Here is a 13,240-nt window from a genome sequence, read left to right on the forward strand (position 1 = left end):
GTGAAACGTACTATCCATATGCTCGGAAAATGCTACTTATCTAAAAGTTGAAAGCGCATAATAAGAGAAGAGAGGTACAGCATTCTAATGGGGAAAGAAGGATGGGGCAGGATGGAGAAATATATAGTTGGCATTGATCTGGGCGGAACCAATATTAAGGCAGGTCTGTTCGATGAGGATTTCACGGCGGTAGAGGAAATTTCACTACCCACAGAAGCGCAGGAGGGGCCCGCACATGTGCTGGAGCGGATCAGGCTTGCTGTTGCGCAGCTATGTGCAGGAAGCGGGATTTACGAGTCACAGATTGCCTGTATGGGCATGGGAATCCCCGGCCTGCTCGACCCGGAGGAGGGACTGTCGGTCTTCTCACCGAATTTTCCCGGCTGGGAGCAGGTCCATGTGGTCAATGAAATGAAGCCTTACTACGGCTTCGAGGTCTACATAGATAATGATGTGCGGGTTAATCTTTACGGGGAATGGCACCATGGTGCCGGACAAGGATACAAGCATCTGATTCTGCTCACACTCGGCACCGGTCTCGGCTCCGGGATGGTTCATGACGGCAATGTGCTGTATGGGACAACCTTCAGCGCTGGTGAAATCGGACATATGAATATGTACCGGCAGGGACGTCCCTGCCGGTGCGGAAGCTCTGGGTGCCTGGGGCGGTATGTGTCTGCGGTGGGGATGGTGAATACCTTCAAGGAGAAGCTGGAGGCAGGAAGGGTCAGCCTGATTCAGACCTGGACCGGGCAGACCCGCAAGCAGATCACGGCGCAGATGATCTCGGAGGCTTATGATCTCGGAGACCCCTTGGCCATTGAGGTCATGCATGAGACGGGGGAGCTGCTGGGATTCGGGCTGGCGAATGTGATTAATCTGCTGAACCCGGAGCTGGTTATTATCGGGGGCGGCATGTCCGCAGCAGGAGACCGTCTCCTGAATAGTGTCCGCGATACTGTAAATGCCCATGCGCTGAAGCTGTCCGCAAGCCGGTGCCGGATTGTTCAGGCTGAACTGGGCAGCCGTGCAGGTACGCTGGGTGCTGCTGTATATGCTTATCAGAAAAAGAAGCATACACAACCAGCTCATTCTAATTGAGCGGAAATTCGCGATCTACTGGCCGCACCCGCCTGATGCAAAACTATTGATTTCCAATAATTCACCATATGTCCATATAAAAGCTCGGAATCGACATGAATCGTCAAATTAACCCAATGAATACAGTGACTTGCAGGAGATATACTGATAACAACGCAGGTTACTGGAATATATATCCTTCTCTTCTATAGAAGCAGCATGGATGATCCGGTTCTTCAACAACTGCGAATTATAATCACGGGCAAATTGAATGAACCGTTAGCAGGTTGCTGAAGGTATTCATGCGTTCGATAAGGAGCCGTTCATGTTATGAATCTCGTCATTGGGGGAAATGGCAGTCTGGGCCATTCCATCACACAAGAATTACTGTCACGGGGAAGACTGGTGAAGGCTACCTACCACCGTTCCAGTCAGGCTTTACGCAGGCTGAAGGGCCCGCTGTTGACCCTGGCGGCAGTAGATGTAAGGAATGAGAAGGTGCTTGCTGAAGCACTGAATGGGGTGACAAACGTCTATTTCTGTCTTAATGTGCCGTATCAGGATTGGTACTCTGTCATGCCAGAGGCACTGGAGCGGGTAACCCGCCAGCTTAAGACTGGCCAGACCCTGGTATTTCCGGGCAATATCTACGGTTACGGCAAGCTCCAATATCTTCCGGCGGATGAACGCCATCCGAAGGAGGCACGAACCCGCAAGGGGAAGCTGCGGAATCAACTGGAGGAGCTGATTAAGACGGAGGCTGAACGGCGGGGCTTCCGTTACGTGATTCCGCGATATCCGAATTGTTACGGTCCGAATGTCACGAACCGATTATTCGGACCGATCTTCAGCGGAGCCCTCCAAGCCAGAACGATTAAGTGGCCGGTGAAGCTGGACGTTCCGCATGATCTGGTCTATATCCGCGATGCGGCCAGAGCGGCCGTGCTGCTGGCGGAGAGCGGTGAGCAGGGGGAGTGGCATGTGTCCGGCTCCGGAGCGATTGAGGGGCGGCAATTTCTGATGAATATCCACCATGCGGCTGGCAGTCCGGGAAAGTGCTGTGCGGTGCCTGGCTGGGCAGTCGGATTAGCCGGTGTGTTCAATAAGGAAGCAAGCGAATTCCATGAGCTTCTATACGAATTCGAGTATCCGCTTCTGCTGAATGATCATAAATTCATGATGCGGTTCCCCGAATACAATCCGACATCGTATAAAAAGGCCATTAGGGAAACCATAGAATGGTTCCGTGAAGAGCTGGGTTAGCGGAGTAAGCCAAGGGAAATGAGCAGCAGTGCTTTTTAATGACAAGCTTGCAGAATTGTACGCCGTCCCGGGTAGCATGATATGCTATAGGCAGTAATACACGGGAGGTAATATGATGACACGTGACATACAACATATGCCTTATGGCTATGAACCGCCAGCCAGTGAGCGCAAGGGAACGCTCATTTTCTATGATTCGTTCGAGCATATATCGGATATGGAGCTGCTCAAGGCGGCGGAGACGGCAGTGGAGCGCAAGTTCACGAAGCTGGTGCTCTACCCGCTGCATGAAGAAACCGTCCGGCGGATGACGAAGGAGCCGGTGAAGGCTTGGTATAAGCGGGATGACCGGCTGCATGCGTGGAAAAAAGAGCAGGGACAGTCCTTCATCACCGTAGAGAGTCTCGAGGGTAAGCGAAAGAAGTACACTCCGCTGGATTCGGCGCTGCGTCATATCAGCGACATTTACCCCGCGCCGTATTTTCTCTATCTGACTCCAGATATGGCGAATCTGTTCGCCTCCTTCTCCTCCTTCGAGGAGTGGATTGTCAAGCTGCGTCTGCTGCTCTCCGAAGCGCCGGCTGAGGTCCATCCACGACTGGAGAAGTTCCGTCACCGCTGGGATGTGGCAGGCAGGGAACGCTGAACGGGTTACACCTTAGTCCGCCTCATTCCGGCAGGCGCAGGCCAGCCAAGCCTTGACAGTAGTGTTCTACTGCTGCAAGGACTGGCTGGCCTGTTCTGTGACAAGGGGTAGAGGGATGCAGCAGGAAGGGAATCCCGGATTATTTGTGAAGCCCGGCTTGCTTGCGTCTGTAAGTGTACATTCTCCACTGATAATGAATGAAGCAGCCGATGCAGAAGCCGAGTATGGCAACCGTTGCTGCGATTCCGACCATCATGGTGAAGATATATCCGGCGATCGTCCATCCGGCCAGAAAGCTGACCAGTCCGCCTGCCAGACAGAAGACGGCAATCTTCTGGTTGAATTGCTGCTGCTCCGGGTCTTCAAGCACATAGGCGGAGCGCGGCTTCGTCAGCAGCGGGCTGCATAGCCTGATGACGGGATTATATCCGAAGATTAGACCTGATAATCCGGCCGCAAGCGGGAGAGCGAGAATCCAGTGGAGACCTGTGAGCAAGGCCAGTAATACAGAGATGACAATGAAGGCCTGATTGAGCTTCACTAGCGGGCGGGGAATTCCCTGCATTGCAGGCTTTTGACTCATTGTAATCACACCTTTCATATTGGAATAATTAATTTTAATTCGATTATAGCGGCAGAACAGATGGGTGGCAATCCTTAAGTCTTATGACTCAACAGTGAATATTAAAATTTAAAATTATTATCCATTGACAGGAGGCGTTTTTTTGTGGTTTTATTATGTAGACCAATTGTTATAATGGTTGGATCGTCAAGATAAGGAAGTGTAGAGCTTGTCGAACAAGCCTAATGCACGCGAAGCCATTGTGGATACGGCTTCCAGGTTGTTTTTTACACAGGGGTACCATGCTACCGGACTGAATCAGATCATTAAAGACAGCGAATCGCCCAAGGGTTCCTTGTATTATTATTTTCCCCACGGCAAAGAGGAGCTGGCCCTGACCTGCATTAACCGGACTAGTGAAGAGGTAGCCCGTTTATTGCGCCATTATATGGAGAGTGAAGCGGTGCCGGCTCAGGCTGTGCAGAATTTCATCATGTCTATGGCAAATGAGGCGGAGAAATCCTCTTTTGAAGGACTGGTTCCGTTCAGCTTCTGGGTAGCCGTGGAGACCTCCTGTGTCAGCCATGAGCTGCGCACTGCTTGCCAGTGTGTCTTCAGGGATTGGCAGGATATTATTGCGAAGCGTCTGATCCGGGAGGGGGTACAGGAGGAATCGGCAGAGTGCAAAGCTTCGGTGGTGGTCTCCTTGTTCGAGGGGGCGCTGCTGCAGGCGTTGACCTGCAGAAATATTCAACCGCTGGAAGCAGCAGCAGAGTGCATTCCGGCAATACTGGCTTAACCGTAATACGCAAGACCATAGAGAGATATACACAGATACCAGGAGGATACGAGAGTGAATGCAACTATGACTGACAAGGGTTCAAGTAAGCCCCGGCAATTCAAGACTTTACCCATTCTGATCTCCCTGCTGATTGCCGGCTTCATCGGCATGTTCAGTGAGACCGCCCTAAATGTAGCTTTAAGTGATCTTATGAATGTTCTGCAAATTACACCATCGACGGCGCAGTGGCTGACTACCGCCTATCTGCTGACGCTGGGTATTCTGGTTCCGATCTCAGGGATGCTTCTGCAGTGGTTCACCACAAGACAGTTGTTCGTCGCTGCCCTATGCTTCTCTATTCTGGGCACGTTCCTTGCGGCGATGTCGCCGAATTTCGAGTTTCTGCTCACTGCGAGAGTGGTGCAGGCGATGGGAACCGCGCTGCTTCTGCCGCTGATGTTCAATACGATTCTAATCATCATTCCCGCTGAGAAAAGAGGGGCGGCGATGGGACTTATCGGCTTGGTAATCATGGTAGCTCCGGCAATTGGACCTACGATTGCCGGTCTGCTGATTGAGAGCCTGAGCTGGCACTGGATCTTCTGGCTGTCCCTGCCGTTCCTGGTAATGGCTCTAATTAGCGGAATCCTCTTCATGCAGAACGTCACGGAAGTGACGAAGCCTAAGATTGATGTCCTGTCCATTATTCTGTCCTCCTTCGGCTTCGGCGGTATTGTCTACGGCTTCAGCAGCGCCGGTGAAGCGGAAGGCTGGGGAAGTCCGAAGGTTATTATCGCCATCGTGATCGGTGCGATTGCCCTTATTCTGTTCTGTATCCGCCAGTTGACGATGAAGCAGCCGATGATTGATCTGCGCGCCTTCAAGTTCCCGATGTTCGTGGTAGGGGTACTGATGGTCTTCATCTGTATGATGGTCATTCTCTCCTCGATGCTGATTCTTCCGATGTATCTGCAGCAGGGACAAGGGTATTCAGCCTTCAAGGCAGGATTACTGCTGCTGCCGGGCGGAATCATCAACGGGCTGATGTCGCCGGTCATGGGACGTCTGTTCGACAAATACGGTCCGAAATGGCTGGTTATCCCCGGACTGGTGCTCGTCGCTGTCTCCTTGTGGTTCTTCTCGGGGATTACAGCTACTTCAACCGTAGTCTTCGTGATCGTGCTTCATAGTGTGCTTATGATCGGAATCTCCATGATTATGATGCCTGCCCAGACGAATGGTATCAATCAGCTTCCGCTGGAATACTACCCGCATGGTACTGCCATTATGAATACACTTCAGCAGGTGGCGGGTGCGATTGGTACAGCACTGGCGGTAAGCATCATGACCTCCGGCTCCAAAAGCTACATGCAGACCGTCACTAACCCGGCTGATCCGCTGAACATCGGCGCTGCCTTCACTCATGGGGTGCAGAATGCCTTCATCTTCGGGATGGTCATGGCTATTATAGGTCTGGTGATTGCGTTCTTCCTTAAGCGTGTCATCGTTTCGCACAAGACTCAGGCTTCTATGCATTAATTAATCTGCTATTGACTAAGAACCTCTCCTTGCTAAAATGGGCAGCCATTTGGCGGGAGAGGTTTATTTGTGTTTGCTAATGTATGGAGGCGGATGTGAGGCGGCTGGACTTCGTTTGGTTAATACTGTATATTAAGCATAGATTAACGATGTATAGGTGAAACAAACAGGAGGAAATGCCGATGAAGGTCAGCAAAGAAATGCTGAAGGGGAGCACGGGGACGATGATCCTCACTCTGCTGCTGGACAGGCCGCTGTACGGGTACGAGCTGATTAAAGAGCTGGAGCAGCGCTCGCAGGGAGTTTTTGCCCTGAAGGAGGGTACGCTCTACCCGATTCTCCATGCGATGGAGAGCGAACGCTGGGTGGAAGCGTATTGGATGGAGGTAGACGGACGCAGACGCAAGTATTACCGGCTATTGGATGAAGGCAAGCACAAGCTTCAGGAGAAGAAGGCGGAATGGGCGCTGTTCAAGGGTGCCATGGATACCGTTCTGGGGGAGGGCAGCGGCTGATGGAGCAGAGTAAGAAGGAACTGGAGCGTTATCTGGATACAGTATGCGCAGAGGTTAGAGCCAAAGGGATGCACAGTGAAATCCGGGACGAGCTTAGCGGACACTTCACAGACCTGGTGTCGGAGCGGCTGGAGCTTGGTGCTTCCGAAGAAGAGGCGCAGCGGTATGCGATCGCGCAAATGGGAGACCCGCAGGCCATCGGCCGGAATCTGCACCAGATTCACAAGCCCAGGATTCCTTGGTCACTGCTGGCGGGTGTTATTCTGTTGTCGGCGGTAAGTCTGCTGGGGATGGGATCTATTGAAGCAGGAGGTTACTTGGAACGCTATCACTTGGTGCCTATGCAGCGCCAACTGATATTTATTATTCTCGGGGTGTGCCTTATGACAGGATTATACTTTATTAACTTTAAGAGGATGCAAAAAGCATCAGGGAGTATATATATCGCTGCGCTAATGACTGTCGCAGTCAGCATTTTGCTGGTTCCTGATATGAACAGTGGGACCAGGCGCTATGTTGGGGTTGCGGGATTTTATTTTGACCTTATTGGTTATAGTCCTTATGTGTTTATCATTGCGCTGGCAGGGATATGGACCCGTCCAGGTTTCCTGCGAAGCTATAACGTTCGGATCAGAGAGTTATTGAAGCTCTTGCTCCTGCTGTTGCCTGCGGTAATTTATGCTTCAGTTTCTTCCTTTCCAGAGTTAATCTTATATTTGGTTGTTTCTCTGATCATGTATATCTGGATCTCCCGGCGCTGGGTGACAGGCATATTAATTTCCGCTGTATCCTTATTTTCAGGAGGAATCTATGTTTGGAATGATCACATTCTTCGGGAACGGCTGATTGGAGCAATTAATTTTAATTTAAGACCGGACACAACTGGTTATATGAATCGTGAAATTATAGATGCTATCCAATCAGCAGGCTGGAGAGGACAGGGGTTTGGCTATTTGGGAGATGCCCTTCCTTATCCTTATACGGATTTGTTTCCGGCGTATCTCATTCAATGCTTCGGTTGGACGGGTGGTCTTCTGCTCCTTGCTTTAACCTGCTGGTTTGTTCTCAAAATGATCTCCTATGCCCGCGCGGTAAGCGATACCTATGGGCGGATGCTGATTATTGGCATGGCACTGATGATCTCCATCCGTTTAGTGTACGGCCTCTCCATTCTCAGCGGTAGAATGCCGCTTACATCCATACCGTTTCCTTTCCTAAGCTACGGGCAGCATGTCCTAATTGAATTCGCCGCTGTCGGATTGCTAATGGGGGTATACCGGCGGAAGGATATGCTCCCTGCGGCACAAGTTCCGTCTGGACTATAGACGGCCTCTGCGGCTACAAGTATACTGGAAGGGTAAAATATGGGATACTGCGAGAGGAGGGGATTGACAAGTGAAGAAGCTGCACATGGCAGGCAGAAGGCTGGCTCTCATCTCATGTGCGCTGATCTTGGGCGGAACGATGCTGCTTGCACCCAAAGCCGGAGCAAGATTTACGGCAATACCACAGATTCAGAATACCTCAGCAGTTCCGGCACAGAGTCCAGTTGTAAAGAAAAACAATCTCCCCGGCGGTTTTGTCTATCTGGATGAGGTTATTCCCTCGGCGCAATATGAGATCCGTTACTATAGCGAGAATAATTTTACCGGCACCAGGGTGGACGGATATAAGGCACCGCTGGCGATCTTCTCGCGGACTGCCGCTGCTGCGCTGAAGAAGGTTAGCGAAGATCTGGAACAGAAGGGTTATATCCTGAGAATCTATGACGCTTACCGTCCGCAGCAAGCCGTTAATCACTTCGTGCGCTGGTCACAAGATGCCGGTGATCTGAAGATGAAGGCGCAGTATTATCCGAAGCTGGACAAGCGGAATCTGTTCAAGCTGGGCTTCATCGCCAAGAAATCCGGGCATTCCCGGGGCAGCACGATCGACCTGACGCTGGCTCAGAAGAGTACAGGCAAGCTGGTGGATATGGGCAGTCCTTATGATTTTTTCGGCGAAATCTCTTACTATAATACGAATCTCATCAGCAGCACCCAACATGCGAACCGGAAGATTCTGAAGGATGCGATGACGAAGCAGGGCTTCAAGCCGTACGCCAAGGAATGGTGGCATTTCACACTGATCAAGGAGCCTTACCCGAAGCAATATTTCAACTTCAAAGTCGAGTAGGGCTGTTCCAAAGCTGTATAGAACGGTTAATGAATAATGCAAGGTTAATCTCTGAAGCATGCGTGCATAATATTCGAATATAGGAAAGGTGGGATCGATTTGATCAAAAGAATCGCAGCCGTATTCCTTAGTGTAATGTTATTTGCAGCAGGAGCAGGTGTATTGACCAGTGATAACGTGAGTGCCGCCGGAAGCTTGAGGATTATCGTGAACGGTCAGGAATTGCAGACAGGTGAAGCATCGGCCTATACCAACGGACCGGATGTCATGATTCCACTGCGTGAGACGGCACAAGCCCTCAAATATAAGGTCACCTTCAGTGGGGCTACCGGAACGTTCCTGCTGGAACGGTTCCAGGAGAGCGTTCAGTTCAGATTATCCGGTAAGGAGCTTGTGCTGGACGGCAAGAACAAAGTACCGTTTACAGGCGGCTTTGAGTTAAAACAAAAAAGAGCGTACGCGCCGCTATCTTTTTTTGCAGCGATCGGGTTAGTTACCTCTTATAATCCGGAAACAGCTCAGGTTGACGTATACACACCGGAGGTAATGGCAACTGCCATAGCAGGTCTGCTGGCAACCGGTAACTATCCGGCGCTGAAGGAGCGGTATTACGCCAAGGAAGCAGAACCCGCTGCTCTTCCGGTTCTCCAGCAGAGCTGGGATGGGATTAACTCGCTGGCGGGCAGTTACCACGGAGTGAAATCGACCACCAGCACACAGCAGGATGGAGTAATCACGATTGTGAGCGTATTGTCCTTCACCAAAGCGGAGGCTGTACTGACTCTGGAATTTGGCGCTTCAGGCAAGCTCACCAACCTAACTCTAATGCCGGTCCAGGCAGCCAGCGAAGTATTGGCCAGCCCGGGCCAATCCTAAATTCGCATAAGACATAACTTCACTCCCGAGGGAGAATTCCACGGCTTAAGTATAGCTGTAGGAATTCTCCCTTTAACTTTCTGTTGACAGAATGCCGGAAAGAGAGTAATTTTAAATTCGAATTAAACAATGTTTAAATCGTTGATTAGATCAATGATTAAGATTCTGTGACAGAGGAGGGCGACAAGCTGCATTATGGTTAAATTGGGCAACAAAGCTGATTCTTCAGATAAAGATACGAAGCAACTTATCCTCGATGCCACGGTTGCGCTGATCCGTGAGGACGGATTCCACTGCATTACCCTGCGCAGTATCGCGGCGAGAGCTGAGACTAATCTGGCCCTGGTGAACTACCACTATGGCTCCAAGGAGAAGCTGTTCGGCGATGCTGTGAAGCAGCTTATGGCTACCTTTGACGATGCTTTCAAGGTGCTGGAGGATACATCTTTACCGCCAAAAGAGCGCTTGAAGCTGTTCTTCACGCGGTACATTGCCAATCTCAGCCGATATCCCGGTATGGCCCGGCAGATGCTTGACCAACGGCATCATATTATGGGCTCGCATGATGAATATGCGAAATATTCCAAGCTGATGCGGATTGAACGGATTCTGGATGCTCTCGGGGAGATTACCGGCGAACCGGACCGCGATAAGCTCATGATGATGAACATGCAGATCTACGGGGCGATTGTCTTCCCGGTCATTATGGTCAGCAGTTTGCCGAAGGAACGGGAGGATCTCCAGCAGATCTTCAAGCTGGCCCCGCTGGAGGAGCAGATTGACGGATTGTTTGAGCAGTATTTTCACAAGTATAACTAATTATGAATAGAGAAAAGAGTGGACAAGAGAATGTCAAAACCTATGAATCCAAATAGCACCGCCGCCGCAGAGGCGCCGTTCTCGCTGAGAGCTATACTTCCATCGTTGCTGGCGATTATTGTCGGCATGATCATGGTTATTCTGGACAGCACCGCAGTCAATGTGGCCGTTCCGAATCTGGTGCAATATTTCGATACGGACCTGAAGACTGTTCAATGGGCGATTACCGGCTACACGCTTGCGCTCGCTGCTGTAATTCCACTGGCAGGCTATATGACCGACCGGTTCGGGTCCAAGCAGGTATTCCTAACGACCATCGCCATGTTCGTGCTTGGCTCTGTGTTATGCTCTGTAGCTCAGACTTCGGGACAGCTTGTCTTGTTCCGCGTCATTCAAGGTCTTGGCGGCGGCATGGTCGCTCCGATCGGGATGGCGATGGTCTTCAGACTCGCTCCGGCAGAGCGCAGAGGCTCGATCATGGGGATGCTCGGTATTCCAATGCTGCTGGCTCCGGCCCTTGGCCCGATCCTCGCAGGCTATCTGGTGGAGTATGTGAGCTGGCACTGGATTTTCCTGATTAACCTGCCTATCGGTATCGTGGGTATTATTCTTGGTCTTAAATACTTGCCGGTGACCGAGAAAAAGGGAAGAGCCCACCTCGATATCCTCGGAATCCTTCTGGCCCCGATTGCATTCTCCATGCTGGCCTATGGCGTTAATCAAGGCGGCGGCGAGAGCTGGACCTCCACCGGAGCGCTTGTCGGATTATCGGTCGGCGGCGTTGCACTGGTGCTGTTTGTCATTGTAGAACTGCTGCAGAAGCACCCGTTGCTGGAGCTGCGCGTCTTCCGTTCCTCGGACTTCACGCGCGGGATTATTCTGTCCTGGGTCACACAGGCCGCGTTGTTCGGCTCCATGCTGTTCGTTCCGCTGTACCTCCAGCAGATCCGCAATTACACGCCGCTGGAGACCGGGCTGATCCTGCTCCCGCAGGCGCTGGCTTCCGGGATAGGGATGCCGCTGGGCGGCCGATTGTTCGACCGGATCGGTGCGCGTCCGCTAGTATTCGTAGGTCTCAGTATTATATCGACTGCCCTGTTCCTGCTCTCCGGAGTTACAGTAGACACCAGTCTTCCTGTTATTATGCTGTCTCTGGTTATGATGGGCCTTGGCATGGGGCTGTCGATGATGCCACTCAATACCCATGTCCTGAACTCTGCGCCGCGTGAATGGGTGAACCGGGTTACCCCGCTTACCGCCGCTGCCCAGCAGGTAGTGGTGTCGTTCGCTGTTGCCGGCATGACCGGGTACCTGACCAGCCAGATTGCGGTGCATATGGGTGCGATGACGGCCGGAAGCAATCCGCTTGCCGCTGCCGTACAGGGCTTCGGGGATGTCTTCTTCCTCTCGGGCTGCATCGCCGTGGCCGGAGTGGTCCTCAGTCTGATCCTGCGCCGTCCGAAGACAGCAGGCGCTGCACCTTCTCCTGAAGAACAGCAGACAGATGCCGCGATGATGATGGGGCATTAATCGGTTGTAGCTGTTATAGGCGACACACAAAGAACGTCCCTGACTGCCGGTTGGCAGGGGGCGTTTTTTGTTGTTCCCGATGAATGATGCGGGGCGGATGTAGGGGAAAACTGAATGCATGGGCGGGGGAGCGGCGCGTGAGCCGAATGTAATCGAAAAACCGATTACAATTGGACCGGGAGCGGCGCGTAGACCGAATGTAATCGAAAAACCGATTACATTTAGACTGGGGGCGGCGCGTGAGCCGAATGTAATCGGAAAACCGATTACAATTAGACCGGGAGCGGCGCGTGAGCCAAATGTAATCGAAAAACCGATTACAATTGGACCGGGAGCGGCGCGTGAGGGTACGTGAGAGTAGCTTTAGCCAGAAGGGAGGAGCGGATGAGCGTCTAAGGCAATTGTCCCGCATCCACTCGATCTGTCAGAAGAAGCTATAAATGCGCCCGCCGCTTCTTCAGCATCCTTGCCGGAGGAACCATATGCAGCTTGCCCAGCAGCTCGGAGGCCAGAATGCCCAGCAGGACAAGGGCGGCACCGGTGTAGCCCTGGAGCGAAAGCTGTTCGTGTACGAACAAGTAGCCGAAGAAGGCAGCGAATACCGGCTCAAGGGCGAAGATCAGACCGGTGCGGGTCGGTGAGGTGTACTTCTGGGCCACAGGCTGCAGGATGAACCCGCAGGCGCTGCAAAAGATCCCCAGAGCCAGAATCGCGATCCAGCCCGGAAGGGTGGACGGGAGCGAAGGCGTCTCGAAGATAGCCGATAGAATCAGGGCATAGCCCCCGGCGAAGCCGAGCTGCAGAATGCCGATATTCAGCGAATCGCAGGTCTTGACCGCCCGGCCCGTCACTAGAATCTGCACCGCATAGAAAACAGCGGACAGAATGCAGAGGAGATCGCCAGGCCGGATCTGAAGCGAGCCGTTCAGCGTAAGCAGCCCGATGCCGCTGATGGCGAGAACAGCTCCGAAGATCTGCGGGGGTGCGACTTTTTTTCGAAATACCAGAACCTCCAGCATCGGAACGAACACAACAGTCAGAGCAACCAGAAATCCGGCATTAGAGGTGGTGGTCGTCTTCAGCCCGAAGGTGATGCAGGTGAATACGCCAAGCAGCAGGAAGCCGAGCAAGGCTCCGTATTTCAAGGTTCTGGCATCGACACTGCGCAGCCGTCTGCGGAACAGCAGCCCCGCCAGGATGAACGCAAGCCCGAAGCGCAGTGCGATCAGATTGAATTCTCCCATTGTACCCAGTCCCAGCTTCATGAACAGGTAGGAGGAGCCCCAGAATAAGGTTACTACAATGAGCATCAGCTCGGCCTTTAGCGGCTTCATTCTTTCATCATCCTTCTTTATTTCAAGTGAGTATAGTATAATACGCTCGAATACATAAGGTAACTGAATGTTTATCATAAGATACATGAGTAATTCTCATGCTAAGCGAGGAGACTGGAG

14 protein-coding genes are annotated in these 13,240 nt (G+C 52.1%); 12 read left to right on the forward strand and 2 right to left on the reverse strand.

Going from position 1 to position 13,240, the window contains the following annotated elements; all coding sequences use genetic code 11:
- Positions 1–111 precede the first annotated feature (111 nt).
- From MKX51_RS13795 to MKX51_RS13805, 3 genes are all read left to right on the forward strand, one after another.
- Positions 112–1,101 (forward strand): ROK family protein, encoded by a 990-nt coding sequence (locus MKX51_RS13795; protein WP_340992756.1) that lies wholly within the window; start codon positions 112–114, stop codon positions 1,099–1,101.
- 309 nt (positions 1,102–1,410) lie between these two features.
- Complete coding sequence (locus MKX51_RS13800) at positions 1,411–2,343, forward strand: NAD-dependent epimerase/dehydratase family protein (RefSeq protein ID WP_340992757.1); 933 nt, start codon at positions 1,411–1,413, stop codon at positions 2,341–2,343.
- 115 nt (positions 2,344–2,458) lie between these two features.
- On the forward strand, positions 2,459–2,989 hold the full coding sequence (locus MKX51_RS13805) for a hypothetical protein (RefSeq protein ID WP_209870284.1): 531 nt from the start codon (positions 2,459–2,461) through the stop codon (positions 2,987–2,989).
- A 139-nt stretch (positions 2,990–3,128) separates the two neighbouring features.
- Here MKX51_RS13805 and MKX51_RS13810 read toward each other — a convergent pair whose 3' ends face one another.
- Positions 3,129–3,572 (reverse strand): DUF4395 domain-containing protein, encoded by a 444-nt coding sequence (locus MKX51_RS13810; RefSeq protein ID WP_340941042.1) that lies wholly within the window; start codon positions 3,570–3,572, stop codon positions 3,129–3,131.
- A 208-nt stretch (positions 3,573–3,780) separates the two neighbouring features.
- Between MKX51_RS13810 and MKX51_RS13815 the strand changes: the two genes are divergently transcribed.
- The 9 genes from MKX51_RS13815 (at position 3,781) to MKX51_RS13855 (ending at position 12,141) form a co-directional block, all read left to right on the forward strand.
- Positions 3,781–4,350: a TetR/AcrR family transcriptional regulator gene (locus tag MKX51_RS13815; RefSeq protein ID WP_340941041.1), complete on the forward strand. Its 570-nt coding sequence runs from the start codon at positions 3,781–3,783 to the stop codon at positions 4,348–4,350.
- A 66-nt stretch (positions 4,351–4,416) separates the two neighbouring features.
- On the forward strand, positions 4,417–5,871 hold the full coding sequence (locus tag MKX51_RS13820) for a DHA2 family efflux MFS transporter permease subunit (protein WP_340944552.1): 1,455 nt from the start codon (positions 4,417–4,419) through the stop codon (positions 5,869–5,871).
- A 182-nt stretch (positions 5,872–6,053) separates the two neighbouring features.
- Complete coding sequence (locus tag MKX51_RS13825) at positions 6,054–6,386, forward strand: PadR family transcriptional regulator (protein ID WP_036694109.1); 333 nt, start codon at positions 6,054–6,056, stop codon at positions 6,384–6,386.
- Between the two features lie 68 nt (positions 6,387–6,454).
- The gene (locus MKX51_RS13830) at positions 6,455–7,711 is read left to right on the forward strand and encodes an FtsW/RodA/SpoVE family cell cycle protein (protein WP_340992758.1); all 1,257 of its coding nucleotides are present in this window, start codon (positions 6,455–6,457) and stop codon (positions 7,709–7,711) included.
- 70 nt (positions 7,712–7,781) lie between these two features.
- A complete protein-coding gene (locus MKX51_RS13835; RefSeq protein WP_340992759.1) occupies positions 7,782–8,561 on the forward strand; it encodes a M15 family metallopeptidase in 780 nt (259 codons plus the stop codon).
- A gap of 99 nt (positions 8,562–8,660) precedes the next feature.
- Positions 8,661–9,437, forward strand: a complete 777-nt coding sequence (locus tag MKX51_RS13840; protein WP_340992760.1) for a stalk domain-containing protein — start codon at positions 8,661–8,663, stop codon at positions 9,435–9,437.
- Between the two features lie 195 nt (positions 9,438–9,632).
- A complete protein-coding gene (locus tag MKX51_RS13845) occupies positions 9,633–10,256 on the forward strand; it encodes a TetR/AcrR family transcriptional regulator (RefSeq protein ID WP_340992761.1) in 624 nt (207 codons plus the stop codon).
- A gap of 42 nt (positions 10,257–10,298) precedes the next feature.
- Positions 10,299–11,786 carry a DHA2 family efflux MFS transporter permease subunit gene (locus MKX51_RS13850; RefSeq protein WP_340992762.1) on the forward strand — a complete coding sequence of 496 codons (1,488 nt, stop codon included), beginning with the start codon at positions 10,299–10,301 and terminating at the stop codon, positions 11,784–11,786.
- A 118-nt stretch (positions 11,787–11,904) separates the two neighbouring features.
- The gene (locus tag MKX51_RS13855) at positions 11,905–12,141 is read left to right on the forward strand and encodes a hypothetical protein (RefSeq protein WP_340992763.1); all 237 of its coding nucleotides are present in this window, start codon (positions 11,905–11,907) and stop codon (positions 12,139–12,141) included.
- A gap of 79 nt (positions 12,142–12,220) precedes the next feature.
- Here the strand turns inward: MKX51_RS13855 and MKX51_RS13860 are convergent, their stop codons facing one another.
- Positions 12,221–13,120 (reverse strand): DMT family transporter, encoded by a 900-nt coding sequence (locus MKX51_RS13860; RefSeq protein WP_340992764.1) that lies wholly within the window; start codon positions 13,118–13,120, stop codon positions 12,221–12,223.
- Between the last annotated feature and the right edge of the window lie 120 nt (positions 13,121–13,240).

It is taken from the genome of Paenibacillus sp. FSL M7-0420 (genome assembly GCF_038002345.1).
Lineage (GTDB): Bacteria > Bacillota > Bacilli > Paenibacillales > Paenibacillaceae > Paenibacillus_AQ.

What these genes read in the sequence shown, in the direction of transcription:
- MKX51_RS13800 (WP_340992757.1), top strand. Translation starts at nt 1,411, where the DNA reads ATGAATCTCGTCATTGGGGGAAATGGCAGTCTGGGCCATTCCATCACA.
- MKX51_RS13820 (WP_340944552.1), top strand. Translation starts at nt 4,417, where the DNA reads ATGACTGACAAGGGTTCAAGTAAGCCCCGGCAATTCAAGACTTTACCC.
- MKX51_RS13830 (WP_340992758.1), top strand. Translation starts at nt 6,455, where the DNA reads ATGCACAGTGAAATCCGGGACGAGCTTAGCGGACACTTCACAGACCTG.
- MKX51_RS13850 (WP_340992762.1), top strand. Translation starts at nt 10,299, where the DNA reads ATGAATCCAAATAGCACCGCCGCCGCAGAGGCGCCGTTCTCGCTGAGA.
- MKX51_RS13805 (WP_209870284.1), top strand. Translation starts at nt 2,459, where the DNA reads ATGACACGTGACATACAACATATGCCTTATGGCTATGAACCGCCAGCC.
- MKX51_RS13810 (WP_340941042.1), bottom strand. Translation starts at nt 3,572, where the DNA reads ATGAGTCAAAAGCCTGCAATGCAGGGAATTCCCCGCCCGCTAGTGAAG.
- MKX51_RS13845 (WP_340992761.1), top strand. Translation starts at nt 9,633, where the DNA reads ATGGTTAAATTGGGCAACAAAGCTGATTCTTCAGATAAAGATACGAAG.
- MKX51_RS13855 (WP_340992763.1), top strand. Translation starts at nt 11,905, where the DNA reads ATGGGCGGGGGAGCGGCGCGTGAGCCGAATGTAATCGAAAAACCGATT.
- MKX51_RS13795 (WP_340992756.1), top strand. Translation starts at nt 112, where the DNA reads ATGGAGAAATATATAGTTGGCATTGATCTGGGCGGAACCAATATTAAG.
- MKX51_RS13860 (WP_340992764.1), bottom strand. Translation starts at nt 13,120, where the DNA reads ATGAAGCCGCTAAAGGCCGAGCTGATGCTCATTGTAGTAACCTTATTC.
- MKX51_RS13825 (WP_036694109.1), top strand. Translation starts at nt 6,054, where the DNA reads ATGAAGGTCAGCAAAGAAATGCTGAAGGGGAGCACGGGGACGATGATC.